Origin of the sequence: Chengkuizengella marina, from assembly GCF_009910845.1 — a bacterium.
In the GTDB taxonomy this organism is placed as follows: Bacteria; Bacillota; Bacilli; order Paenibacillales; family KCTC-33759; genus Chengkuizengella; species Chengkuizengella marina.
On sequence record NZ_SIJB01000031.1, the window covers coordinates 37,597 to 61,752 of the forward strand.

Annotated in this window: 41 protein-coding genes; 39 read left to right on the forward strand and 2 right to left on the reverse strand. The window is 35.1% G+C overall.

Annotated features, from left to right (window positions below):
- Positions 1–22 precede the first annotated feature (22 nt).
- The 36 genes from rplD (at position 23) to ERL59_RS15780 (ending at position 20,393) form a co-directional block, all read left to right on the forward strand.
- Complete coding sequence (rplD, locus tag ERL59_RS15605) at positions 23–646, forward strand: 50S ribosomal protein L4 (RefSeq protein ID WP_160647162.1); 624 nt, start codon at positions 23–25, stop codon at positions 644–646.
- Entirely contained in the window at positions 646–936 is a 291-nt protein-coding gene (gene rplW, locus ERL59_RS15610; protein WP_160647163.1) for a 50S ribosomal protein L23, read from the forward strand. The genes rplD and rplW overlap by 1 nt, the downstream gene beginning before the upstream one ends.
- Positions 937–969: 33 nt before the next feature.
- Positions 970–1,803 carry a 50S ribosomal protein L2 gene (gene rplB / locus ERL59_RS15615; protein WP_160647164.1) on the forward strand — a complete coding sequence of 278 codons (834 nt, stop codon included), beginning with the start codon at positions 970–972 and terminating at the stop codon, positions 1,801–1,803.
- Between the two features lie 24 nt (positions 1,804–1,827).
- Complete coding sequence (gene rpsS, locus ERL59_RS15620; protein ID WP_160647165.1) at positions 1,828–2,106, forward strand: 30S ribosomal protein S19; 279 nt, start codon at positions 1,828–1,830, stop codon at positions 2,104–2,106.
- Positions 2,107–2,154: 48 nt separating this feature from the next.
- Positions 2,155–2,493, forward strand: coding sequence for a 50S ribosomal protein L22 (rplV, locus tag ERL59_RS15625; RefSeq protein WP_160647166.1), 339 nt, complete (start codon positions 2,155–2,157; stop codon positions 2,491–2,493).
- A 13-nt stretch (positions 2,494–2,506) separates the two neighbouring features.
- Positions 2,507–3,169, forward strand: a complete 663-nt coding sequence (rpsC, locus tag ERL59_RS15630; RefSeq protein WP_160647167.1) for a 30S ribosomal protein S3 — start codon at positions 2,507–2,509, stop codon at positions 3,167–3,169.
- Positions 3,170–3,171: 2 nt separating this feature from the next.
- Positions 3,172–3,606 (forward strand): 50S ribosomal protein L16, encoded by a 435-nt coding sequence (gene rplP, locus ERL59_RS15635; RefSeq protein WP_160647168.1) that lies wholly within the window; start codon positions 3,172–3,174, stop codon positions 3,604–3,606.
- Complete coding sequence (gene rpmC, locus ERL59_RS15640) at positions 3,596–3,793, forward strand: 50S ribosomal protein L29 (RefSeq protein WP_160647169.1); 198 nt, start codon at positions 3,596–3,598, stop codon at positions 3,791–3,793. Before rplP ends, rpmC begins: the two co-directional genes overlap by 11 nt.
- A gap of 44 nt (positions 3,794–3,837) precedes the next feature.
- Positions 3,838–4,101 (forward strand): 30S ribosomal protein S17, encoded by a 264-nt coding sequence (gene rpsQ, locus ERL59_RS15645; protein ID WP_160647170.1) that lies wholly within the window; start codon positions 3,838–3,840, stop codon positions 4,099–4,101.
- A gap of 31 nt (positions 4,102–4,132) precedes the next feature.
- Positions 4,133–4,501 (forward strand): 50S ribosomal protein L14, encoded by a 369-nt coding sequence (gene rplN / locus ERL59_RS15650; RefSeq protein WP_160647171.1) that lies wholly within the window; start codon positions 4,133–4,135, stop codon positions 4,499–4,501.
- Between the two features lie 39 nt (positions 4,502–4,540).
- On the forward strand, positions 4,541–4,891 hold the full coding sequence (rplX, locus tag ERL59_RS15655) for a 50S ribosomal protein L24 (protein WP_160647172.1): 351 nt from the start codon (positions 4,541–4,543) through the stop codon (positions 4,889–4,891).
- Positions 4,892–4,920: 29 nt separating this feature from the next.
- Positions 4,921–5,463, forward strand: coding sequence for a 50S ribosomal protein L5 (gene rplE / locus ERL59_RS15660; protein ID WP_160647173.1), 543 nt, complete (start codon positions 4,921–4,923; stop codon positions 5,461–5,463).
- Between the two features lie 59 nt (positions 5,464–5,522).
- The gene (locus ERL59_RS15665; RefSeq protein ID WP_160647174.1) at positions 5,523–5,708 is read left to right on the forward strand and encodes a type Z 30S ribosomal protein S14; all 186 of its coding nucleotides are present in this window, start codon (positions 5,523–5,525) and stop codon (positions 5,706–5,708) included.
- Positions 5,709–5,738: 30 nt separating this feature from the next.
- On the forward strand, positions 5,739–6,137 hold the full coding sequence (rpsH, locus tag ERL59_RS15670; protein WP_160647175.1) for a 30S ribosomal protein S8: 399 nt from the start codon (positions 5,739–5,741) through the stop codon (positions 6,135–6,137).
- A 37-nt stretch (positions 6,138–6,174) separates the two neighbouring features.
- On the forward strand, positions 6,175–6,711 hold the full coding sequence (gene rplF, locus ERL59_RS15675) for a 50S ribosomal protein L6 (protein WP_160647176.1): 537 nt from the start codon (positions 6,175–6,177) through the stop codon (positions 6,709–6,711).
- A gap of 53 nt (positions 6,712–6,764) precedes the next feature.
- Complete coding sequence (rplR, locus tag ERL59_RS15680) at positions 6,765–7,127, forward strand: 50S ribosomal protein L18 (protein ID WP_160647177.1); 363 nt, start codon at positions 6,765–6,767, stop codon at positions 7,125–7,127.
- A gap of 27 nt (positions 7,128–7,154) precedes the next feature.
- Positions 7,155–7,652 carry a 30S ribosomal protein S5 gene (gene rpsE / locus ERL59_RS15685; protein WP_160647178.1) on the forward strand — a complete coding sequence of 166 codons (498 nt, stop codon included), beginning with the start codon at positions 7,155–7,157 and terminating at the stop codon, positions 7,650–7,652.
- 12 nt (positions 7,653–7,664) lie between these two features.
- Complete coding sequence (rpmD, locus tag ERL59_RS15690; RefSeq protein WP_160647179.1) at positions 7,665–7,847, forward strand: 50S ribosomal protein L30; 183 nt, start codon at positions 7,665–7,667, stop codon at positions 7,845–7,847.
- A gap of 46 nt (positions 7,848–7,893) precedes the next feature.
- Positions 7,894–8,334 (forward strand): 50S ribosomal protein L15, encoded by a 441-nt coding sequence (rplO, locus tag ERL59_RS15695; RefSeq protein WP_160647180.1) that lies wholly within the window; start codon positions 7,894–7,896, stop codon positions 8,332–8,334.
- Positions 8,334–9,629: a preprotein translocase subunit SecY gene (gene secY / locus ERL59_RS15700; RefSeq protein ID WP_160647181.1), complete on the forward strand. Its 1,296-nt coding sequence runs from the start codon at positions 8,334–8,336 to the stop codon at positions 9,627–9,629. Before rplO ends, secY begins: the two co-directional genes overlap by 1 nt.
- Positions 9,630–9,665: 36 nt before the next feature.
- Positions 9,666–10,319, forward strand: a complete 654-nt coding sequence (locus ERL59_RS15705; RefSeq protein WP_160647182.1) for an adenylate kinase — start codon at positions 9,666–9,668, stop codon at positions 10,317–10,319.
- A complete protein-coding gene (gene map / locus ERL59_RS15710) occupies positions 10,316–11,068 on the forward strand; it encodes a type I methionyl aminopeptidase (protein ID WP_160647183.1) in 753 nt (250 codons plus the stop codon). The genes ERL59_RS15705 and map overlap by 4 nt, the downstream gene beginning before the upstream one ends.
- A gap of 11 nt (positions 11,069–11,079) precedes the next feature.
- Entirely contained in the window at positions 11,080–11,388 is a 309-nt protein-coding gene (locus ERL59_RS15715) for a KOW domain-containing RNA-binding protein (RefSeq protein WP_160647184.1), read from the forward strand.
- A 2-nt stretch (positions 11,389–11,390) separates the two neighbouring features.
- Positions 11,391–11,606, forward strand: coding sequence for a translation initiation factor IF-1 (gene infA / locus ERL59_RS15720; RefSeq protein ID WP_160647185.1), 216 nt, complete (start codon positions 11,391–11,393; stop codon positions 11,604–11,606).
- A gap of 41 nt (positions 11,607–11,647) precedes the next feature.
- Positions 11,648–11,761, forward strand: a complete 114-nt coding sequence (gene rpmJ, locus ERL59_RS15725) for a 50S ribosomal protein L36 (RefSeq protein WP_160647186.1) — start codon at positions 11,648–11,650, stop codon at positions 11,759–11,761.
- A 20-nt stretch (positions 11,762–11,781) separates the two neighbouring features.
- The gene (gene rpsM, locus ERL59_RS15730) at positions 11,782–12,147 is read left to right on the forward strand and encodes a 30S ribosomal protein S13 (protein WP_160647187.1); all 366 of its coding nucleotides are present in this window, start codon (positions 11,782–11,784) and stop codon (positions 12,145–12,147) included.
- Between the two features lie 22 nt (positions 12,148–12,169).
- Positions 12,170–12,568 carry a 30S ribosomal protein S11 gene (gene rpsK, locus ERL59_RS15735; RefSeq protein WP_160647188.1) on the forward strand — a complete coding sequence of 133 codons (399 nt, stop codon included), beginning with the start codon at positions 12,170–12,172 and terminating at the stop codon, positions 12,566–12,568.
- 128 nt (positions 12,569–12,696) lie between these two features.
- A complete protein-coding gene (locus ERL59_RS15740) occupies positions 12,697–13,641 on the forward strand; it encodes a DNA-directed RNA polymerase subunit alpha (RefSeq protein WP_160647189.1) in 945 nt (314 codons plus the stop codon).
- A gap of 38 nt (positions 13,642–13,679) precedes the next feature.
- Entirely contained in the window at positions 13,680–14,042 is a 363-nt protein-coding gene (rplQ, locus tag ERL59_RS15745) for a 50S ribosomal protein L17 (protein WP_160647190.1), read from the forward strand.
- A gap of 153 nt (positions 14,043–14,195) precedes the next feature.
- Positions 14,196–14,969, forward strand: coding sequence for a tRNA pseudouridine(38-40) synthase TruA (gene truA, locus ERL59_RS15750; protein ID WP_160647191.1), 774 nt, complete (start codon positions 14,196–14,198; stop codon positions 14,967–14,969).
- A 193-nt stretch (positions 14,970–15,162) separates the two neighbouring features.
- Positions 15,163–15,600 (forward strand): 50S ribosomal protein L13, encoded by a 438-nt coding sequence (gene rplM / locus ERL59_RS15755; RefSeq protein ID WP_160647192.1) that lies wholly within the window; start codon positions 15,163–15,165, stop codon positions 15,598–15,600.
- 20 nt (positions 15,601–15,620) lie between these two features.
- A complete protein-coding gene (gene rpsI, locus ERL59_RS15760) occupies positions 15,621–16,013 on the forward strand; it encodes a 30S ribosomal protein S9 (protein WP_160647193.1) in 393 nt (130 codons plus the stop codon).
- 381 nt (positions 16,014–16,394) lie between these two features.
- Positions 16,395–17,090, forward strand: a complete 696-nt coding sequence (locus tag ERL59_RS15765; RefSeq protein ID WP_160647194.1) for a phosphoadenylyl-sulfate reductase — start codon at positions 16,395–16,397, stop codon at positions 17,088–17,090.
- 80 nt (positions 17,091–17,170) lie between these two features.
- Positions 17,171–18,343, forward strand: coding sequence for a sulfate adenylyltransferase (gene sat / locus ERL59_RS15770; protein WP_160647195.1), 1,173 nt, complete (start codon positions 17,171–17,173; stop codon positions 18,341–18,343).
- 123 nt (positions 18,344–18,466) lie between these two features.
- Positions 18,467–19,201 (forward strand): N-acetylmuramoyl-L-alanine amidase CwlD, encoded by a 735-nt coding sequence (cwlD, locus tag ERL59_RS15775; protein ID WP_160647196.1) that lies wholly within the window; start codon positions 18,467–18,469, stop codon positions 19,199–19,201.
- An 85-nt stretch (positions 19,202–19,286) separates the two neighbouring features.
- The gene (locus tag ERL59_RS15780) at positions 19,287–20,393 is read left to right on the forward strand and encodes an Mrp/NBP35 family ATP-binding protein (protein WP_160647197.1); all 1,107 of its coding nucleotides are present in this window, start codon (positions 19,287–19,289) and stop codon (positions 20,391–20,393) included.
- A gap of 28 nt (positions 20,394–20,421) precedes the next feature.
- Here ERL59_RS15780 and gerD read toward each other — a convergent pair whose 3' ends face one another.
- Positions 20,422–21,030: a spore germination lipoprotein GerD gene (gene gerD, locus ERL59_RS15785; protein ID WP_160647198.1), complete on the reverse strand. Its 609-nt coding sequence runs from the start codon at positions 21,028–21,030 to the stop codon at positions 20,422–20,424.
- A gap of 158 nt (positions 21,031–21,188) precedes the next feature.
- On the opposite strand from gerD, the gene ERL59_RS15790 reads away from it, so the two are divergent.
- Positions 21,189–21,809 (forward strand): KinB-signaling pathway activation protein, encoded by a 621-nt coding sequence (locus tag ERL59_RS15790; RefSeq protein ID WP_235929922.1) that lies wholly within the window; start codon positions 21,189–21,191, stop codon positions 21,807–21,809.
- Positions 21,810–21,917: 108 nt separating this feature from the next.
- Here the strand turns inward: ERL59_RS15790 and pdaB are convergent, their stop codons facing one another.
- A complete protein-coding gene (gene pdaB / locus ERL59_RS15795) occupies positions 21,918–22,691 on the reverse strand; it encodes a polysaccharide deacetylase family sporulation protein PdaB (protein WP_160647199.1) in 774 nt (257 codons plus the stop codon).
- A 123-nt stretch (positions 22,692–22,814) separates the two neighbouring features.
- Here pdaB and ERL59_RS15800 point away from each other — a divergent pair, with 123 nt between their 5' ends.
- Positions 22,815–23,546: a stage II sporulation protein M gene (locus ERL59_RS15800; RefSeq protein WP_160647200.1), complete on the forward strand. Its 732-nt coding sequence runs from the start codon at positions 22,815–22,817 to the stop codon at positions 23,544–23,546.
- 120 nt (positions 23,547–23,666) lie between these two features.
- Positions 23,667–23,888 (forward strand): hypothetical protein, encoded by a 222-nt coding sequence (locus ERL59_RS15805; protein WP_160647201.1) that lies wholly within the window; start codon positions 23,667–23,669, stop codon positions 23,886–23,888.
- The last annotated feature ends 268 nt before the right edge of the window (positions 23,889–24,156 follow it).

Genomic DNA, 24,156 nt, shown 5'->3' on the forward strand with positions numbered 1-24,156 from the left:
ATGCAGAAAGGAGGATTTCATAATGCCAAAGGTTGCCTTATATGATGTGAATGGCTCACAAGTAGGTGATGTAGAATTATTAGATGCAGTGTTTGGGATTGAACCAAACAAGCATGTTCTTCATCAAGCTGTAGTGATGCAACAAGCATCTTTACGTCAAGGAACTCACAAAGTAAAAGGACGTTCTGAAGTGCGTGGTGGCGGACGCAAACCATGGAAACAAAAAGGAACGGGTAGAGCACGTCAAGGTACGATCAGAGCACCTCAATGGAAAGGTGGCGGTGTTGTATTTGGACCAACACCAAGAAGCTATGCTACTAAATTACCTAAAAAGGTACGTCGTTTAGCTATCAAATCTGCACTTTCTTCAAAAGTGATTTCTAATGAAATTATCGTATTAGATCAATTAGTATTGGAACAACCAAAAACAAAACAATTCGCTTCTATTTTAAATAAATTAAAAGTTGAACGTAAAGCACTAGTAGTTGGATTGGATACTGATAATAATGCAGCGTTATCCGCTCGCAATATTCCAGGTATTAAATTCATTGCTGCTGATGGTATTAATGTTTTGGACGTTCTGGCTTATGATAATTTAATTATTACTAAAGAAGCTGTTGAGAAAGTAGAGGAGGTGCTTGCGTAATGAAATATGCTCACGATATTATCAAGCGCCCTATCGTTACTGAACGTTCTAGCGATATGATGGCAGACAATAAATACGTTTTTGAAGTAGATTTACGTGCGAATAAAACGGAAATCAAACAGGCTGTTGAGGAAGTATTCAAAGTGAAAGTCGTGAAAGTTAACACGATTAGAATGCCTAAAAAACCTAAAACTTATGGGCGTCACAGAGGATATACATCCGAATGGAAAAAAGCGATCATCACTTTAAGTGATGACAGCAAACCATTGGAGTATTTTGAAACTGTATAAGAAATCTTTTTACGTAAGGAGGGAAAATGCAAAATGCCGATTAAAAAATATAAACCGACGAGTCCAGCTCGACGTGGGATGTCCGTTTCTACATTTGAAGAAATTACAACATTAGAACCGGAAAAATCCTTACTTGCTCCTTTGAGCAAAAAGGCTGGTCGTAACAATCAAGGGAAAATCACTACTAGACATCATGGTGGTGGACATAAGAGAAAATATCGAATCATTGACTTTAAACGTTTGAAAGACGGAATACCAGGACGCGTTGCTACAATCGAATATGATCCAAACCGTTCTGCTAATATCGCGCTTATCCATTACTTAGATGGAGAAAAACGTTACATTTTAGCTCCTAAAGGTTTAACTGTAGGTACTGAAATTGTGTCTGGTCCTGATGCAGATATTAAAGTAGGAAATACGCTACCACTTGAAAATATACCTGTAGGTACAGTGATTCACAACATTGAGTTACAACCAGGTAAAGGTGGACAATTAGTTCGTGCTGCTGGAACAGAAGCTCAATTGTTAGGTAAAGAAGAACAATACGTCATCATTCGTTTAACATCAGGGGAAGTAAGAAAAATTCTTAAAACTTGCCGCGCTACAATAGGTACTGTTGGTAACGAAGATCATGAACTTATAAACATTGGTAAAGCGGGTCGTACACGTTGGTTAGGTAAAAGACCTACTGTTCGTGGATCTGTTATGAATCCGAATGACCATCCACACGGTGGTGGTGAAGGTAAATCACCAATCGGACGTAAGTCTCCAATGTCACCATGGGGTAAACCAACATTGGGTTACAAAACTCGTAACAAAAACAAAGCTTCAGATCAATATATTGTTCGTAGACGTAAGCAGAAATAATTTTGCAGGAAGGGAGGATCATAAATGGGACGCAGCTTAAAAAAAGGGCCATTTGTAGATGAGTACTTATTGAAGAAAGTTGAAGAAGCCGATCAATCAAAGAAAAAAGTAGTCATTAAAACTTGGTCTCGCCGCTCAACGATTTTTCCGCAATTTGTTGGTCAGACATTTGGCGTGTATGATGGTCGTAAACATGTTCCGGTTTATGTGACTGAGGATATGGTTGGACATAAATTAGGTGAATTTGCTCCAACTCGTACTTTTAAAGGTCATGATGATGATAAGAAAACAGGAAAAAGATAAATAAATCTATAAAAAATTGAACATTGTTTGAGAGGAGGTTTTACTTCCATGCAAGCAAAAGCACAAGCGAAATATATTCGTATTGCTCCTCGTAAAGTTAAGTTGGTTATTGACTTAATTCGTGGGAAGGAAGTTGGTGAAGCGATTTCTATCTTAAGACATACACCAAAAGCATCTTCACCAGTTATTGAAAAAGTCTTAAACTCAGCTATTGCAAATGCAGAGCACAATTATGAAATGGATCCAAATAGCTTGGTAGTTAGCGAAGCATATGTTAATGCAGGTCCAATCATGAAAAGATTCAGACCACGTGCAATGGGACGTGCGTCTCGTATAAATAAACGTACTAGCCACATCACATTAGTGGTTACTGAAAATAAATCATAAGGAGGGATGACGTGTGGGACAAAAGGTAAGCCCAATCGGCTTAAGAGTCGGAGTAATCAGAGACTGGGAATCCAAATGGTACGCTGATAAAGAGTATGGTGATTATCTAGTAGAAGACGTGAAAATTCGTGATTATTTAAAACAAAAATTACAAGATTCTGCCGTTTCTCATTTCGATATTGAACGTGCTGCAAATCGAGTAAACATAACAATTCACACTGCAAAACCTGGTATGGTTATTGGTAAAGGTGGATCTGAAGTAGAAAATCTTCGTAACCAAATTACAAAGTTAACGAATAAAAAAGTTCACATTAATATTACAGAAATTAAAAACCCAGATGTTGTAGCAACACTAGTTGCTGAAAATATTGCACAACAACTAGAACGTCGTGTTTCTTTCCGTCGTGCAATGAAACAAGCGATCCAAAGATCAATGCGTTCAGGCGCAAAAGGAATTAAAACAATGGTCAGCGGACGTCTTGGTGGTGCTGAAATCGCTAGAAGTGAAGGGTATAGTGAAGGAACTGTTCCTCTTCATACTCTACGTGCGGATATCGATTATGGTACTGCTGAAGCACATACAACATATGGTCGTCTTGGAGTAAAGGTTTGGATCTATCGTGGTGAAGTTTTACCAGCTGCGAAGAAAAGAGCTTCTCAGGAAGGAGGCAACTAATCATGTTAATGCCTAAACGTACAAAACATCGTAAAGAGCATCGCGGTTCTCTAAAGGGTCGTGCAAAAGGTGGTACTGAAGTTGCTTTCGGTGAATATGGTATTCAAGCAACAACAGCTTGTTGGATAACAAACCGTCAAATTGAAGCAGCTCGTATTGCAATGACACGTTATATGAAACGTGGTGGTAAAGTATGGATCAAAATTTTCCCTGCTAAGCCGATTACTGCTAAACCTTTAGAAGTTCGTATGGGTAGTGGTAAAGGTAACGTTGAGAAATGGGTTGCCGTTGTTAAACCTGGTAAGGTATTATTTGAAATTGCTGGTGTGGAAGAGGAAGTTGCTCGCGAAGCTTTGAGACTTGCTTCTCACAAATTACCTTGTAAAACAACTTTTGTTAAACGCAAAGAAACGGGTGGTGAAGTAAATGAAAGCTAATGATTTTCGTAACTTAACCACTGCTGAAATAGAGCAAAAAATAACAGGTTTTAAAGAAGAGCTTTTTAATCTTCGTTTTCAAATGGCTACTGGTCAACTTGATAACCCTGGACAAATAAGAATCGTGCGCAAAGCAATTGCACGCGCTAAAACGGTTTTAAGAGAAAGAGAACTTGGGATAAATTAAAGCAGTGAAAAGCTGCATGATATATCCAGAGAGGAGGGCACTGAATGAGTGAACGTAATGAACGCAGAGTCCAAATTGGTAAAGTAGTCAGCGATAAAATGGACAAAACAGTTGTTGTTGCTGTGGAAACTTATAAAAAACACTCTCTTTATCATAAAAGAATAAAGTATACTAAAAAATTCAAAGCGCATGATGAGAACAATGAAGCAAAAATCGGTGATACGGTTAGAATCATGGAGACTCGTCCGCTATCAAAAGATAAGCGCTGGAGATTAGTAGAAATTACTGAAAAAGCTGTAATTATATAAGCAAGTATGATAGACGGAAGGAGGGACTAACATGATCCAAGCATTTACTCGCTTAAAAGGCGCTGACAACTCTGGTGCAAAGGAATTAATGTGTATTCGAGTGTTAGGTGGTACTGGACGTCGTACAGCTAACATCGGAGATATGATCGTCTGTTCAGTGAAACAAGCAACGCCAGGTGGAGTTGTCAAAAAAGGTGATGTCGTTAGAGCCGTTATAGTTCGTACTAAACGAGGATCTAGACGTAATGATGGTTCATATATTACTTTTGATGAAAATGCTGCAGTTATTATTAAAGATGACAAGACTCCGAGAGGAACACGTATCTTTGGTCCTGTAGCACGTGAACTTCGTGATCGGAATTACATGAAGATTGTATCTCTAGCTCCAGAAGTAATTTAATGAAAATAGCTTTTAAAAGCCAGGAGGTGTAAAGAAGAGATGCCAAAGCCAAAAAAATTAGAAAGTCATAACAATAAATTACACGTAAAAAAAGAAGACACAGTTATTGTTATCTCTGGTAAAGATAAAGGTAAAAAAGGTCGCATCATTCAAGCTTTACCTAGACAAAACAAAGTACTTGTTGAAGGGGTAAACTTGATAAAAAAACATGCAAGACCAACTCAAGATAATCCACAAGGTGGTATTATCACACAAGAGGCTCCCATTCATGTATCAAACGTGATGTTGGCAGATCCTAAGAGCGGAAAACCAACTCGTATTGGTTATAAAGTGTTGGACAATGGGAAAAAGGTTCGTGTGGCAAAGAAATCAGGTCAAGTGATTGACTAATTGTTTGTAGGAAGGAGGTTAAAACAATTATGGCAGCTAGATTAAAGGATCGTTATTTAAACGAAATAACACCGTCTTTAATTCAAAAATTTAACTATACTACAGTGATGCAGGTTCCAAAAATTGAGAAAATCGTTGTCAATATGGGTGTTGGAGAAGCGATCTCTAATTCAAAAGTTTTAGATTCAGCTGTTGAGGATTTACAAACGATTACAGGTCAAAAACCAGTAATTACAAAAGCAAAAAAATCAATTGCAGGATTTAAACTTCGTGAGGGAATGCCTATTGGAGTTAAAGTAACTCTTCGCGGCGATCGTATGTATCACTTTTTAGATAAATTAGTTAATGTTACTTTACCTCGTGTACGTGACTTCCGTGGTGTATCTAAAAAGTCATTTGATGGTAGAGGAAACTATACTTTAGGACTAAAAGAGCAAATCATATTCCCTGAGATTGAATATGATCAAATTGATAAAGTACGCGGTATGGATATTGTAGTTGTAACTACAGCCAATACTGATGAAGAAGCTAGAGAATTACTAGCACAAGTGGGAATGCCTTTTGCAAAATAAAGGAACCACATATAAAAATCGGATTGCTTAGAAGAATCCAATATCGGAGGTGTATACAAGTGGCCAAAACTTCGATGGTCGTCAAGCAAAAACGTAAACCAAAATTTAAAGTACGTGCATATACACGTTGTGAACGTTGCGGAAGACCGCATTCCGTTTTACGTAAATTCAAAATATGTAGAATTTGTTTTCGTGAGTTAGCATACAAAGGTCAAATCCCAGGTGTTAAAAAAGCAAGCTGGTAATAACCTATTTCGGGAAGGAGGTTACTTAATATGTCTATGTCAGATCCAATTGCTGATATGTTAACACGTATTCGTAACGCAAATACTGTTCGTCATGAAACGGTAGAAATTCCAGCATCAAAAATTAAAAAGGATATTGCTGAAATTTTAAAAAATGAAGGTTTTATCCGAGATGCTGAGTATATAGATGATAATAAACAAGGTTTAATCCGTATTTTCTTAAAATATGGAATTGAAAACGAACGTGTTATTACTGGATTGAAAAGAATCAGTAAACCAGGGTTACGCGTTTATGCTAAAAATGAAGAATTACCACGTGTTCTTGGTGGTTTAGGGATTGCTATCATCTCTACTTCCAAAGGTTTAATGAGCGACAAAGGAGCTCGTCAAGCTAAATCAGGTGGAGAAGTATTATGTTACGTATGGTAAAAATGAATTTTTATGTACGAACGGAGGTGTAAACAACATGTCAAGAATTGGAAACAAAGTAATTGAAATTCCAAACGGAGTTACAATTAATTTAAAAGATAAATCAATTCAAGTTAAAGGACCAAAAGGTGAGCTTTCAAGAGACTTTCATAAAGATATGAATGTTATCGTAGAGGAAAAGGAAGTTCGTATTGAACGTCCATCTGATAATAAATTACATCGTTCTTTACATGGAACAACTCGTAGTGTCATTTCTAACATGGTAAGTGGAGTAACTGAAGGATTTACAAAATCTTTAGATCTTGTAGGTGTTGGATACCGCGTAAATAAATCTGGGAAAAAGATTGTTCTTAACGTAGGTTATTCGCATCCAGTTGAAATCGAACCAGAAGCTGGTATCGAATTTGATGTTCCTTCCAATACAAAAATTATTGTAAAAGGAATTGACAAAGAGCGTGTAGGCGCAGTTGCTGCAAATATTCGTTCTGTACGTGAGCCTGAACCTTATAAAGGTAAAGGGATTAAGTACGAAAATGAGCGTATTCTTCGTAAAGAAGGTAAAACAGGTAAATAAAAAAATCGCATAAAGTCTTTTGTTAACATTATTCAGAAGGGAGTGTTAACGGTATGATCACTAAACCTAATAAAAACAAAATGCGTTTAAAAAGACATCTTCGTGTTCGGAAAAAAATAAACGGAACGACTCTAAAACCTCGCTTATGTGTTTTTCGTTCTTCAAAACATATTTATGCACAGGTTATTGATGACATGAATGGTGTCACTCTAGTTTCAGCTTCTACTTTAGATAAAGGCATCGAAATCTCAAACGGTGGAAATGTTGAGTCTGCAAAAAAAGTAGGAGAGCTAGTTGCGAAGAAAGCGAAAGAAAAAGGAATAGAAGAAGTTGTTTTTGACCGTGGCGGATATATATATCATGGCAGAGTGAAAGCATTAGCTGATGCTGCTAGAGAAGCTGGATTAGATTTTTAAAAAAATTATTAAAAGGAGGTTTATCCTTTGCGCGTAGATCCCAATGCTTTAGAATTAAACGAAAAAGTCGTTAATATAAATCGAGTTGCTAAAGTAGTTAAAGGTGGACGTCGTTTTAGTTTCAGTGCATTAGTTGTTGTAGGAGATGGAAACGGCTGGGTAGGTGCAGGAATCGGTAAAGCTTCTGAAGTTCCAGATGCAATAAGAAAAGGAATTGACGATGCTAAGAAGAATTTAGTCAAAGTACCGATTATTGACACTAGTATTCCACATTTAGTAACTGGTCGCTTTGGTGCAGGTAGAGTATTATTAAAACCAGCATCAAAAGGTACAGGTGTTATTGCAGGCGGTCCTGTTCGTGCGGTATTAGAACTTGCAGGTGTAGGAGATATCCTAACAAAATCTTTAGGTTCTTCTAATCCCATTAATATGGTGAATGCAACACTTGAAGGTTTAGGACGTTTAAAAAGAGTTGAAGATGTTGCAAAATTACGTGGTAAAACTGTGAAAGAAATTTTAGGTTAGGAGGGGAACATTTTGGCGAATAAAATTGAAATTACCCTCAAACGCAGTTTGATTGGTCGTCCGGAGGATCAAAGAGTTACAGTTAAAACGTTGGGTTTAGGAAAATTAAACTCATCTGTAGTTCAACCAGACAATCCGGCAATCAGAGGAATGGTTAAAAAAGTAGCTCATTTAATCGAAGTTAAAGAAGTATAAGCATCAACCTGAAATAACCATATGAATCAATTAAGGAGGTGCGACAATGAAACTACACGAACTATCTCCAGCTCCAGGATCACGTCATACTCGTAAACGTGTAGGACGAGGTACTGGAAGTGGTAAAGGAAAAACTGCTGGTCGTGGACATAAAGGACAAAATTCACGTTCTGGTGGCGGAGTTCGCCCAGGATTTGAAGGTGGACAAAACCCGATCTTTAATCGTTTACCTAAACGAGGGTTCACTAACATTCACCGTAAAGAATATGCAGTAGTTAACGTGGATGAGTTGAACAAATTTGCGGCAGGTACCGAAATTACTCCTGAAACATTAAAAGAATCCGGAATTGTTAAAAATGCAAAAAGCGGAATCAAAATTTTAGGAACTGGCGAGATTACTGTAAGTCTTTCAGTTAAAGCAAATAAGTTTTCTCAAACTGCCGTGGCTAAGATCGAAGCTGCTGGCGGCAAAACCGAGGTGATTTAATGTTTAGAACAATTTCGAATATCATGAAGGTTGAAGATTTACGTAAAAAAATACTATTCACTTTATTAATATTAATTGTCTTTAGAATTGGTAATTTCATACCAGTACCGAACATTAATGTTGATGCACTAAAGAGCTTTGGTGAAGCTCAAGAAGGTATATTCGGTTTGATCAATACTTTTTCTGGTGGAGCGTTGTTTAATTTCTCTATCTTTGCAATGGGAATCATGCCTTACATTACGGCTTCCATTATCGTTCAATTATTGACGATGGATGTGATTCCTAAATTTGTACAGTGGGCAAAAGAAGGCGAAGCTGGAAAAAGGAAATTGGCTCAAGTAACAAGATATGGAACGATTATATTAGGTTTAATTCAAGCGTATGGTTTATCTATTGGATTTAACACACAGTATAACATGGTTATTAATCCAAGCTTTATGATTTACACAATTATTGCGATTGTATTAACTGCTGGTACAGCATTTTTAATGTGGATTGGTGAGCAAATCACTGAAAAAGGGATTGGTAATGGAATTTCCATTATTATCTTTGCTGGTATCGTCGCAGGGATTCCTGATATGTCAAAGCAAATTTACACTTCTCTTTTTGTTGCTGAAGACGTTACTATGTTTTTAAGTGTATTGAAACTTGTTTTAATTCTAATTTCAGTGTTAGCTATTGTAGTTGGCGTAATCTTTGTTCAACAAGGGGTTCGTAGAATTCCAGTTCAATATGCGAAACGTGTTGTAGGAAGAAAAATGTATGGTGGACAATCCACTCATATTCCTTTAAAAGTTAATGCTGCAGGGGTAATACCTGTCATTTTTGCACTTTCACTTATTATCTTCCCTACTACAATTGCTAGCTTTTTTGCAGGCAATGGAGTAGCAGATTGGATTTTAGCAAATTTATATTATGATCAACCACTTGGCATGTTTTTATATGTTGTACTAATTATAGGGTTTACTTACTTCTATACTTTTGTACAAATAAATCCAGTACAAATGGCAGATCAAATGAAGAAAAACGGTGGTTATATTCCAGGTATCCGACCTGGGAAAACAACAGCTGCATATATTACGAAATTGATGACTAGAATCACATTATCAGGTGCTATTTTCTTAGCGTTAATTTCTATTCTACCTGTGATTTTTATTAAAATAGCAGGTTTGCCTGCATCTGTGACGATTGGTGGTACGTCATTGCTTATCGTAGTAGGTGTTGGTCTTGAAACAATGAAACAAGTAGAAAGTCAGTTAATTAAACGACACTACAAAGGTTTCATCAATAAGTAAGTGTCTGTGTGGTCAGCAAATAGGAGGTTATCATAGTTGAATATTATTTTCATGGGTCCTCCTGGTGCAGGTAAAGGGACTCAAGCCGAGAGGATTGTAGAAGAATTAAATATTCCTCATATCTCTACTGGGGATGCCTTTCGCTTGGCTATGAGTCAAGGCACTTCACTAGGATTGAAAGCCAAAGAATATGTAGATCAAGGACTCTTAGTTCCTGATGAAATAACAATTGGAATTGTTACTGAACGTTTGTTGCAGGAAGATTGCAACAATGGTTTCCTTTTGGATGGTTTTCCAAGAACAATTCCACAAGCAGAAGCGTTAGACTTATTTTTAAAAGAAAATGGAAAAACGATAAATCATGTGATTAATCTTTCTGTTAACCGCGAGTTTCTGTTAGCAAGATTAACTGGGCGTAGAATTTGTAAAAATTGTGGTTCCACTTATCATGTTATGTTTAATCCTCCAAAACAAGAAAACGTATGTGATAAATGTTCTGGTGATTTGTATCAGCGTTCTGATGATACGGAGGAGAAGGTAGGAACTCGCCTTGATGAATATATGAATAAAACGGCTCCGTTGCTTGATTTTTATGATAAAAAAGATTTATTGAGACAGGTAGATGGAGAACAATCCATTGATGAAGTTACTGGTGATATCATTTCTTTAATGAGAGGTCAAAATAAATGATCATTTGCAAATCTGAAGCAGAATTAAATTATATGCGTGAGGCAGGTCGTATCGTAGCAGAAACTCATCGTGAAATTGCGAAGGTGATTCAGCCAGGTATTACGACATTGGAAATTGACCGAATCGCTGAAAAATTTATTCGAAGTCAGAATGCATCGCCTTCCTTTAAAGGTTATAATGGCTTTCCTGCCAGTGTATGTGCTTCAGTAAATGAAGAATTGGTACATGGTTTTCCTAGTGAAAGAGTATTAAATGAAGGAGATATCATTAGCATTGATATTGGTGCTGAATACAATGGGTATCATGGTGATTCTGCTTGGACTTATCCAGTTGGCAGCATATCAAATGAGGCACAGAGACTGTTGGATGTCACTGAAAAATCATTATATGCTGGGTTAGAAGAAGCCAAACCAGATGTTCGTTTATATACGATCTCACACGCTATTCAAAAATGCATTGAAGATGAAGGTTTTTCTGTTGTTAGAGAATATGTCGGACATGGCATAGGAGCCAATCTACATGAAGAACCACAGATCCCAAATTTTGGTATACCTAACAGAGGTCCTCGTTTGAAACCTGGTATGGTATTGGCTATTGAACCAATGGTTGTTGCAGGTGAACGTTATGTTAAAACGTTAGATGATGATTGGACAGTTGTTAGTGAAGATGGAACATTATGTGCACACTTTGAGCATACAATTGCGATTACAACTGACGGTTATGAAATATTAACCAAAGTTGATATGTAGGTGATATTAAAGTGGATGAATCGAGTATACCAAGGCTGGGTCAAATCGTAAAAGTGATTCGTGGTAGAGACATTGACAAATATGCTGTAGTGATCGATGTAGTGGATGAACGATATGTGCTTATTGCTGATGGTGATAAACGCAAATTTGACAGTCCAAAAAAGAAAAATATTCTTCATCTTGAATTGCAGGACGATATTAGTAAAGAAGTAGTTAACAGTTTGAATGAAACGAGTAGAGTTACGAATGGGAAATTAAGATTTTCTATTAGTCGATATTTAGAAAACATTCAACCTGATGAAGACTTGAAAGGAGAATGATTGTGGCCAAGGAAGATGTAATTGAAGTTGAAGGAACAGTGATTGAACCTTTACCGAATGCGATGTTTAGAGTTGAACTCGAAAATGGACATGAAATACTTGCTCATATATCAGGCAAACTAAGAATGAATTTTATTCGTATTTTAACAGGAGACAGAGTGGTCATACAGCTCTCCCCATATGATCTTTCAAGGGGACGTATCACTTATCGGAAATAATGAGGATTTTACGTTTGTAAATCTCTTAGGAGGGAATGAATATGAAGGTAAGACCATCGGTCAAGCCGATTTGTGAAAAATGTAAAGTCATTCGACGCAATGGAAATGTGATGGTAATCTGTCAAAATCCAAAACATAAACAAAAACAAGGATAATAGGAGGTGTTCGCTAAATTATGGCTCGTATATCTGGTGTAGATTTACCTCGTGATAAAAGAATTGTTATTGCGCTAACTTATATATACGGTATCGGAACTACAACTGCGCAAAAAATTATAAACGAATCAGGTTTAAATGCTGATACTCGTGTTCGTGATCTTACGGAGGATGAAGTAAGTAAACTACGTGATGCTATTGATCAAATTAAGGTAGAAGGGGATCTTCGTAGAGAAGTTGCTCTAAATGTTAAACGCCTTATGGAAATCGGTTGTTACCGTGGAATTCGTCATCGTCGTGGTTTACCTGTTAGAGGTCAGAAAACAAAAACGAATGCACGTACACGCAAAGGTCCTCGTAGAACAGTGGCGAATAAGAAAAAATAATAAATAAAAAGGAGGGATAAAGATGGCAAAACCTAAAACTAAAGTGGCACGTACCAAACGCCGTGATCGTAAAAATATTGAAAATGGAGTTGCACATGTACGTTCCACTTTTAATAATACAATTGTTACGATTACAGATCCTCATGGTAATGCAGTATCATGGGCAAGTGCAGGTAATTTAGGTTTTAAAGGTTCTAAAAAAAGCACTCCGTTTGCTGCGCAAATGGCTGCAGAAGCTGCTGCTAAAACAGCAATGGAGCATGGAATGAAACATGTTGAAGTCATGGTTAAAGGTCCAGGTGCAGGACGTGAAGCTGCTATTCGTTCTTTGCAAGCTGCTGGATTAGAAGTAAGCATGATTAAAGATGTGACTCCAATTCCACATAACGGATGTCGTCCACCAAAACGTCGTCGTGTGTAAACATGGATGAATGAGTGGTATAATTATCCTATACGAGTGAATAATAATTGTAGAGGATTGGAATACTACAAAGTTTATGATTTATGGAGATCCATTTTTAACGACGTTTTGAAGGAGGGTTCATTTTTATGATAGAAATTGAAAAGCCAAAAATTGAGACGGTATCTGTAAGTGAAGACGGAACCTATGGTAAGTTTGTTGTAGAGCCATTAGAGCGCGGGTATGGAACTACACTAGGGAATTCATTACGTCGAATTTTACTGTCCTCACTTCCAGGTGCTGCAGTATCATCAGTACAAATTGATGGAGTACTTCATGAGTTTTCAACGATTCCTGGGGTTATGGAAGATGTAACAGAAGTTATTCTTAATCTAAAGGGTTTATCTTTAAAAATTCATTCAGATGAAGAAAAGATTCTTGAAATTGATGCTGATGGTGAAGGTGACATATTAGCAGGAGATATTCGTGCAGATAGTGATGTTGAAATCTTAAATCCTGATTTACACATTGCTACTTTATCGTCAGATGCAAGATTGCACATGCGTATTTTTGCCAATAAAGGTCGTGGATATGTACCTGCAGATAGTAACAAATCAGAAGGACAACCAATTGGAGTTATTCCAACGGATTCTATTTATACTCCAATTACTAGAGTAAACTATAAAGTAGAAAATACTCGTGTCGGTCAAGTGACAAACTATGATAAATTGACCCTCGAAGTTTGGACCGACGGCAGTATTCGTCCTGAGGAATCAGTAAGTTTAGGTGCTAAAATCATGAATGAACATTTAATGTTATTTGTGGGACTTACTGATGAAGTTAAAGAAGTAGAAATTATGGTTGAAAAAGAAGAGGACAAAAAAGAAAAAGTTCTGGAAATGACAATCGAGGAACTAGATCTATCTGTTCGTTCTTACAACTGTCTAAAACGTGCCGGAATAAATACAGTTCAAGAGTTAATTACAAAAACGGAAGAGGATATGATGAAAGTTAGAAACCTCGGACGTAAATCCTTGGAGGAAGTCCAAGAAAAATTATCTGAACTGGCTTTAGGATTACGCACTGAAGAATAATACTAACACGATCAAACAACAAAAGGAGGGAAGAGAAGATGGCATATCAAAAACTAGGACGAAATTCTAGTCAACGTAAAGCTTTATTCCGTGATTTAGTCACTGATCTTTTTATCAATGAACGTATTCAAACAACTGAAGCGAAAGCAAAGGAAGTTCGCTCAATTGCTGAAAAAATGATTACATTAGCTAAACGTGGAGACCTTCATGCTCGTCGTCAAGCTGCTGCATTTGTTCGTAGAGAGCAAGCTGGCGATCAGGAAGTTCTACAAAAGCTATTTTCTGAATTAGCCACTCGTTACTCTGAGCGCCCAGGTGGATACACTCGCATTCTAAAACTTGGACCTCGCAGAGGAGATGCTGCTCCTATGGTTTATTTGGAATTAGTGGATCAGGCGTAAATAGCAGAAGTAAAAGGGTGGACAGAATTATATTCTGATGAAGCCCTTTTTTTCGTTATCAATTTTTTTTAGTACAGCCTTATGGGTACTGAAAGCGATGCTTTTTAAACCTAGATTAGAAGTAGAAGTTTTAAAAGTACCACCGGAGGTATTATGCGGAACATTTGTATGATTGTAAGTTATGATGGAACATCTTATAGCGGGTTTCAAACACAAATTAACCAAAAAACAATCCAAGATGTCATTGAAGAAAAACTTGAAAGAATTACAGGTGAGAATATCAAAATTATTAGTTCTGGGCGTACAGATGCAGGAGTACATGCTAGGGCTCAGGTTTTTAACTTTCACACAAATTCATCCATTTCATCAGAACGATGGTGTTTGGCAATCAACGATTGGTTACCTAAGGATATTATAGTTCGTGCAGCATTTGATGTACCTCTTGACTTTCATGCGAGAAAATATGCAAAATCAAAAACGTACGTATACTCTATTAATAACCATCGATATAAGGACGTTTTTAAACAAAAGTATCAATTGCATTTTCCTAGAAAACTTAATGTTGAAGAGATGAAGACTGCTCTAGAAGCCATTAAAGGCGAGCATGATTTTACGTCTTTTTGTTCTTTGAAATCAGATAAAACTTCTCATATAAGAACAATTCATCGAGCTACTTTAGAGGAGTATAAACACTCAGACTTAGAACATAGAATTGATATTACGATTTCTGGCAATGGTTTTTTACGTCAAATGGTTCGAATCATTGTAGGTACATTATTAGAAATAGGGGCAGGAAAAAAGAAAAGTGAAGATATGATAACTATATTAAATGCTAAAGATAGATTAAAGGCTGGTCCAACTGCCTTACCAGATGGTTTGACCTTATGGGAAGTTCAGTATGATATCATTGATAAAAAAATGTTGTAAAAACCATTTTTTTTCTTGATTACGTACTTATAATATAGTATAGTAGTTAATGGTGTTCTTTAGCTGGCTTCCCACGCCCCGAGTTAAAGAATGAACCTCAAATATAAAAATTAAATGAAATATAAAAGAATAGATTTTATTGTTTTAATAGTGATTTTAATCATTGTTTTAACAGTTATAAGGAGGATATACAGTGCGTACTACTTATATGGCGAAGCCAAACGAAATTGAACGTAAATGGTTCATCATTGATGCGACTGATAAAACATTAGGACGTTTAGCGAGTGAAGCAGCAACTCTTATTCGCGGTAAACATAAACCTCAATTTACACCGCATGTAGATACAGGTGATTTTGTTATTATCATCAATGCTGAAAAGATTGTATTAACAGGTAAAAAATTAACGGACAAGAAATATTACCGTCATTCCATGCATCCAGGTGGTTTGAAAGTCACTACAGCTGGTGAAATGTTGGATAAGAAACCTGAAAAAATGATGGAATTAGCGGTTCATGGTATGTTACCTAAAACTCGTTTAGGTGAAAAAATGAAATTGAGACTAAAAGCTTATGCTGGAAGCGAGCATCCGCATGAAGCACAACAACCTGAAGTTTACGAACTAAAAGGATAATATAAAGGGAGGTTAGATTCGTGGCACAAGTACAATACTACGGAACAGGTCGACGTAAACATTCTGTTGCACGTGTTCGTTTAGTTCCTGGTGAGGGACGTATAATTATCAATAATGAAGATATCAATCAATATTTTGGATTAGAAACTTTAAAATTAATTGTGAAGCAACCATTAAATTTAACTGATACTCTAGGTAATTATGATGTTTTAGTTAATACTCATGGTGGTGGTTATTCTGGTCAAGCAGGTGCAATTCGTCATGGAATTTCTCGAGCATTATTAAAAGTAGATCCAGAGTACCGTTCTGAGCTTAAAAAAGCTGGATTCTTAACTCGTGATCCTCGTATGAAGGAACGTAAGAAGTATGGATTAAAAGCAGCACGTCGTGCTCCACAATTCTCAAAACGTTAATATTATTTTATATAAAAAACCAGTGTTGTTTTGCAACGCTGGTTTTTTGCGTTCAGTTCACCGGTTATTTCCTTTTTCTATTGAAGCTCGCCAATCGGCGAGTTTTTTATACTTTAATTATTAACAATGATAGGTGCTTTTGTTTTATTTTTTGTTGTATTGATGATGATTTTAGTTTTAAGAGCCATTAATCAATATAGATGCATAGTATAATTTCATATATGATTTTAGGCATCTATATCTAATATTAAAAAATTTATTAATTTAGTTCATTTATTTATAAAAAAAATATTGACATTCTATATAAAATTTTTATAATTAAAGAATAAGTTAATAATTCATATCGATTTACTCGGAATTAATAAATGGAGGTTCATTTTAATGAATTTACTGGAGAAGGAATCATTAATTGAAAAAGCAAGTATAGAATTTGAAGACAAAACACCGCAGGAGTTATTAAAATATGCCGCGGATACATTCCCAAGCTTAACTTTAGCGAGTAGCTTTGGAGCTGAAGATGTAGTTTTGGTTGACATGTTATTCAAAACAAATCCTGAAGTAGATATTTTTTATCTAGATACCGATTTTCATTTTAAAGAAACATACGAAACAATTGAGAAAATTAAAGAACGTTATAAGGGGATTAAATTAATCAGGATTCAACCAGAATTAACACCTGAAGAGCAGGGTGAAAAGTTTGGTGAAAAACTTTGGGAATCAAGTCCGGATAAATGTTGCGACATTAGAAAAGTTAAGCCTCTGACCAATATTTTAGGGAAATACGACGCATGGATTACTGGAATTAGAAGGGATCAGGCTCCAACAAGAGCAAATGCAAAAAAAGTAGAATATGATAACAAATTTGGATTAGTTAAGTTTAATCCATTAGCAAGCTGGACATCTGAAGATGTTTGGAACTATATTCATGAAAATGATGTAATTTATAATCCTTTACATGATCAAAACTATCCAAGTATCGGTTGTGTATACTGTACTCGTCAGGTTCAACCAGGAGAAGATCCTAGAGCAGGGCGTTGGTCAGATACAAGTAAAACGGAATGTGGTTTACACAAATAAATTTAATCACACAAATAAATGCAACAAAAACATTTGGAAGTAAAAAGTTAATATAAATAAATCTTAAGGAGAGCTGTAAAATGACAATAAATGCTCATGGAGGCGAACTAATTAATCGCTTAATTACTGGGCAAGAAAGAGAAGACTTGTTAAATCTTGTTCCTTTTTTACCGCAAATTAAAGTAAATACCTGGGCAATATCTGATATTGATCTGATTGGTGTAGGTGCATTTTCTCCTTTAACTGGATTTTTAAACGAAGATGACTATAAATCTGTTGTTGAAGACATGCGTTTAGCTAATGGTACAGTTTGGAGTATACCTATTACATTAGGTGTTGAAAAAGATATTGCAAGGAAATTAGAAATTGGAAAACAAGTTGCTTTAATAGGAGAGCAAGATGGTGTTCCTTATGCAATTATTCAAGTAGAGAGTGTTTATGATGTAGATCAATCTTTTGAAGCTGAACAAGTATTTAAGACAAGTGAAAATGAGCATCCAGGTGTACAAAAATTATATACAAAACCTTCTACATATGTAGGGGGGGATATACAAGTATTAAATCGACCAAAGCCACAAAAATTTAATGAATTTTATTTTGATCCAATTGAAACTAGAGCACTATTTCAGGAAAAAGGTTGGAAATCAGTATGTGGATTTCAAACAAGAAACCCTGTTCATAGAGCTCATGAATATATTCAAAAAAGTGCAATGGAAATTGTAGACGGTTTGTTTCTAAACCCATTAGTTGGAGAAACTAAATCGGATGATATTTCTGCAGATGTACGTATGAGAAGTTATCTTGTTTTATTGGAAAACTACTATCCACAAGATCGTGTTCATTTAGGTGTTTTCCCTGCTGCAATGAGATATGCAGGACCTAGAGAGGCAATTTTTCATGCACTTGTACGTAAAAATTACGGCTGCACACATTTTATAGTGGGTAGAGATCATGCAGGTGTTGGTGATTATTATGGGACCTATGAAGCACAGGAGATCTTTAGTCAATTTACGAGTGAAGAAATTGGAATAACACCACTCTTTTTTGAACATAGTTTTTATTGTAAAAAATGCGGTAATATGGCTTCAAGTAAAACTTGTCCACATGATAAAATAGAGCATCTTCATTTATCAGGTACAAAGGTAAGAGCAATGTTAAGAGAAGGTAACTGTCCTCCCCCAGAGTTTTCTCGACCGGAGGTTGCAAAGGTATTAATTGAAGGTATGTCAGAGAATTTAGTTTCCTCGAATTAAGACAGCACGACTTACAAATTAAAAATAAACATGGACTAGACATAAAAACATGTTTACTTCATGTAATATTTGTCCACCCTACTCCATATAGATATATAAGTCATATGGAGCGGGGTGTTTATTATGTTTAAGAATATAATAAGAGATGTGATAAAGGTTCATCTTCAAGGTAAATTGAGGTTGTTTATTTTGCTGTTATTGGGAATAACAATTTCGATACTATACATAAGTTATCCAGCAGTTTTAACTTGGACTGAAGGTTCATCTTCTTTATCAGGTCAGATCATTGCAATTGATCCAGGTCATGGAGGATTTGATGGAGGTGCCGTCAGTAAAGATGGATCATTGCATGAAAAGACGGTCAACTTAAATATTTCATTGTATTTAAGGGATTATTTGCAAGAAGCAGGCGCATTTGTGATCATGACAAGAGAAGAAGATGTAGACTTAACGGGAAATGCAACTAAAAACAAAAAAAGAATAGATTTTAATAACAGATTAAAAGTGATTAATGAAAGTGATGCGGACTTATTACTTAGTATTCATCTAAATAGTATTCCGTCAAGTCGGTGGTATGGAGCTCAAACATTCTATCATTCAAAATCAGAAGAAAGTGAAAGATTGGCTAAATTAATTCAAGATGAGTTTAAAAATAATTTAAATACGACGCGAGAAGCGTTAACAGAAGATGTATTAATCATGTTAAAAAATACAAATGTAACATCTGCATTGGTGGAAGCAGGTTTTTTATCAAATCCAGGAGAATTAGAACTTTTAAAAAGCAAAGAATACCAGCTTAAAGTTGCTGAGTCAATATATCATGCTCTCCTTCGATATTTTGATGGGGATGAAGTATAGCAAAACTTAATGAACGCACATCTTATGTTATAATAAAAAACATAATACATATTTCATAATATCTGAAAAATAGGGGCGTGAAGAGATGGTTACAAGAGAAAGAGTATTTGAGTTGTTAAAGAAAGTAAAAGAGCCTGAATTAAATCATAGTTTAGTCAGCCTAAATTTAGTTCGTGATCTCATGATAAAAGAACAATCCATTAATCTTACTGTTGCACTCTCAAAAAAGGAAGAGGAAACAGTACAAAAAATAGAAACAGAAATCAAAGAGCTTTTAAGTGTTTTAACAGATGGACAAGTACATATACGTTTTAGAGAAATGACAGATTTTGAAAGAAAAGAAGTTCAAGGTAAGTTATCTGGCAAATCAAACGAAACATCAAATCAACCTCCAAAACCACATACACAACCAATCTCAGCTGCAGTATTAAGTGAGGATGCTGGTGTAGAGTTTATTGCTATTGCTAGCGGTAAAGGTGGGGTAGGGAAATCAACGGTTACTGTTAATTTAGCTGTTGCACTTGCCAGAAAAGGTAAAAAAGTAGGCATTATAGATGCTGATATATATGGATTTAGTATTCCTGACATGATGGGAATTGAAAACCGACCAGAAGTACAGGGCAATACTGTCATTCCTGTAGAACGTCATGGAGTAAAGGTCATTTCTATGGGTTTTTTTGTTGAAGATAATGCACCTGTCATTTGGAGAGGTCCAATGTTAGGGAAAATGTTAAAGAATTTTTTCACAGAAGTGCAATGGGGAGACTTAGATTATATGTTGTTAGACCTACCTCCAGGCACAGGAGATGTCGCTTTAGACGTACATCAAATGATCCCGCAAAGTAAAGAAGTTATTGTGACAACTCCTCATGCAACGGCGTCTTTTGTTGCAGCAAGAGCTGGATCCATGGCTATAAATACAAATCATGAAATTTTAGGTGTAGTTGAAAATATGTCTTATTATCAATGTGGAAAATGCGGGGAAAAGGATTATGTGTATGGAAAAGGCGGCGGAGCTAAATTAGCAGAGGAATTACGTACTGATTTGTTAGCTCAAATACCTTTAGGTGCACCTGATAATCATCCACAGGAACCAGATTTTTCTCCATCAATTTATAAAGAGGATACTGATATTGGTAAAACATATTTAGAAGTAGCTGATAGTATAATTAACCATTCAGTAAATAGTTAACGATTTTTAAGCAACTAAAGAAGAGGAGTTATTCCTCTTCTTTTTTCTTATCTTCTTCTTTTGGTTTCGTTTCTTCCTCCATAGCTTTTTTTAATAAGTCCATTAATTCAACTCTAAATAAAGGACTATTTAATGCATCTTGCATGATTCCCATCGTTTGTTTCCTGTATTCTTTACCTTTCATAATTTCAAAGATCATATCTTTATATTCAGGGTCTTTCATAACTTCAAGTAGCAAAGCTTGATATTCAGGATCCTTTAAAAGTTCCTTATGAATATCTTTGTTCTGTTCTTGAATGGTTTTGGCAAACTCACCAGTAAACTTTGGATCTTTTTTCATCATGTCTTCAAAGTACTTAGGAAAACTAGGGTCAGTAAATAATAACTTCACTGCACCTTGTATTTCCTCCTTTTGTTGTGTCGGCAATTTTTGTAACATTTTAGGACCGTTTTTACTTTCCTCATCTTTTTCTAAAGCTTCTGTTATTATTTTTTTACCATCTTCGGATTGAAGTATATCTAAGACCATAGATTTCGTATCTTTATAAGCCTGCGTTCCTCCAGATTGGTCAGAACCACAACTAGTTGTAAGACAAATAAGAAGGATGAAAATTAGAGATTTTATAAGTTTGCTCATTTTGGTTGTTATACCTCCTTCATCTTTATATCAAAGACAATCACATCAGAGTGTTAGCATATTTAATATAGTGATTTATATTATGTGAATTTCTACATAACTTTATGATTTTTAGTTGGCATTTTTGAATTTAGGTTGGTACAATAGCAAGGAAAAGAATGAAAACTATTGCAATTTATATACTTGAGGTGAAACGATTGAACTTAAAAAATTACACTTATTTATTTTTTACAACTTTATTGGTTGGGGCGGTATCAGCATTACTAACTGGATTGGTATTAGATCCTACCCTAGATATCAAAGTAATTTCTCTAATTTTTTTATCGGGATTGATGTTTAGTGTATTAAGTCAAATGGGTTTTTTTGCATATATGATGTTAAATTATATTGCTAAAGGGATGATTACTAAAAAGGGAATGTGGGAAATCATTCAGTGGATTTTGATTGTGATTACATTTTTAGATGTAATTATTTTGAGGTACAGCTTCTTTGAGGAGAATAATGCAGGAATATTAGCTTATTCTATATTACCTGTATTATTGTTGATCGCTTCTTTATTTATTGCATGGGTAAAGAGTAAAGCAACAAATTTTCATGCCTTTACACCAACTGTGTTTTTTATTTTTGTTGTGACAATGATTGAAGCGGTTCCTTCACTTAGAGATAATAATGAATATTCAACAATTGTGATGGTGGTGCCGCTCTTGTGTTGTAACATTTGGCAGATTATGAAATTACATAAGTTAGTTGGAAAGAAGCAAAATAATACACAACAGTGAGGCATAATATAAAGATTTGATTTTTCTAAAGTTCTTAGTAACATCAAACAAATAATGAGCCAATGCAGGCTCATTATTTAGATAAATTTTAAATTATAGAATAATTGGTTATGATTGATCTTTAACTTCTTTTTTATCCAAAGAGGATTGATTAATTAATTCTGATACAGTTACAAATTTATATCCCTTATCTCTTAGTTGATCAATTATCGTAGGAAGAGCAAGGTGGGTCTGTTTGCACGAATCGCTTGCATGAAGCAATATGATGTCACCAGGATGTGCATTGGATACAACTCGATTAATGATATGATCCACACCTGGGTTCATCCAGTCTCTTGAATCGGTATCCCATTGGATTACTTTATAATTTAAATCGTTAGCAATATTTAATACTCTTTTATCAAAGTCGCCATTTGGCATACGAATCAGACTTGGAACAGTTCCTGTATCTTCAGACAGTATTCGATGGGCTGTTTGTATTTGTTTTCTAATTTCTTCATCACTAAAAGTACTATAATTTTGATGTTTATGTCCATGGCTTCCGATTTCAAATCCTGAGTCTACGATGTCCTTTACAATTTCAGGGTGGTCTCTAGTCCATGGTGAAGATAGAAAGAAAGTAGCTTTTACGTCCTTTTCTTTTAGGATATCAATGATTGGATCTGGTCTATTTTCTCCCCAGCTAATATCGAATGTGAGAGCAATCACTTTTCTTTCTGTATCTATACTATAGATGGCTGCTGGTTCTTCATTTGAAATATTAGAAAAGACAGCAATGTTTTCACTTTCAGAATAAATAATACCTGCAGCAAAAATTGCAGCAATAAGAATAATGAAATATTGTTTTAACTTTTTCCCATTCAATACTAAAAAGAAGTTCATTATATTACCCCCTAATCAATTGACAACGCTCAAACTATTTATTAGTAGAAATGTATGCTAGTACAGCTAACTTATGCACTATTTGTACAAAAAGTTAAACAACCTATAGGAGGAAGTATGAATATGAATGATGAGAACAATAAAATTAATGAAGAAGAGAAACTCAATAAGGTAACAATACTTAATCATGATAAAGATTCTAATAGTGAAACTGGATCTACTTTCTTAAAAGATGTTTTTAATTTTAGAAATTTGTTTATTGACTTTAATAATATGAAATTATATTTCTTTATCTCTACCATGTTATTTGTGATTGGTGTGGTAATTGGTTTTAATGCTAACGCTCTAGAACAACTTCTACAGCCGAGTTTACAAAAAATAGGGGAAATAGGAGAAAAAATCGAAAGGAGTGATAATTCCCAATTAACTGGATTCATATATATTTTTAAAAATAATGTGCAGGCTTCCTTAGTTATGGTATATAGTGGAGCATTCTTTTCACTGCTTCCAATAGCTTCTTTACTTATGAATGGGATGCTGATTGGATATGTATTTAAACTTGTTCCGCAATCTGGATCAGATTTTAGCATGATGGAACTCTTTTTAAGAGGAATCTTACCTCATGGCATCTTTGAAATTCCAGCCATATTAATTGCATCTGCTTATGGAATAAAATTAGGAGTTCTAATTATGAAATGGCTTGTTCAGAGTGGGGAGAAGGATCTAAGATCTAAAAATAAAAGTGCATTAATATCATTTATGAAACTTTCAGTTACTTTGGTGATTTTTACTGTGGCAACCTTAATGTTAGCAGCTATTATTGAATCAACGATAACTCCAATTTTACTGGGTTAGTTCATATTTTATTTGAAAATGTTCAAAAAAGCATTCATAAAATAGGTAAAATTTGAGCATAACATTAAAATAACAGTTAACCTAAATCTTCTTAAAAAGGAAATTGGAGGTAGTTTTGTATTGTTAGGAATATTATTAAATGACAGAGAAACTCAAGAAATTGATTATCTTCTTCGTAAAGAGTTAGATGAAATGTTAATGGATTTAAAAGATATGAAGTTGGACAAGCAGATGAAAACTGCGATTGAAGCTAGATATAAAATCATTTTTCGCATGTATGCAAGACTTGCATCACCAAAGCAACTTTCAAAATATGCGATAAATAGAAAATATACAAAATAATGCATTCATAGTTCATCCATGATATATATGATTTTATATCAATTTCATATGAGTAAGATTAATCTGTTGAATAATTTTAAAAAAATGTTGACAGGTTTTTTATTCTGTGATAAATTTATTTTCGCCGTCAAAATATGGCTGGCAAGAGAATAAAACTTAAAATCAAAATAATGCTTGACAATAATCAACATGATGTTATATGATTATTGAGTCGCCATAAAATGAATAGCGACAAAAAAAGCAATTCATTTGCACCTTGAAAACTGAA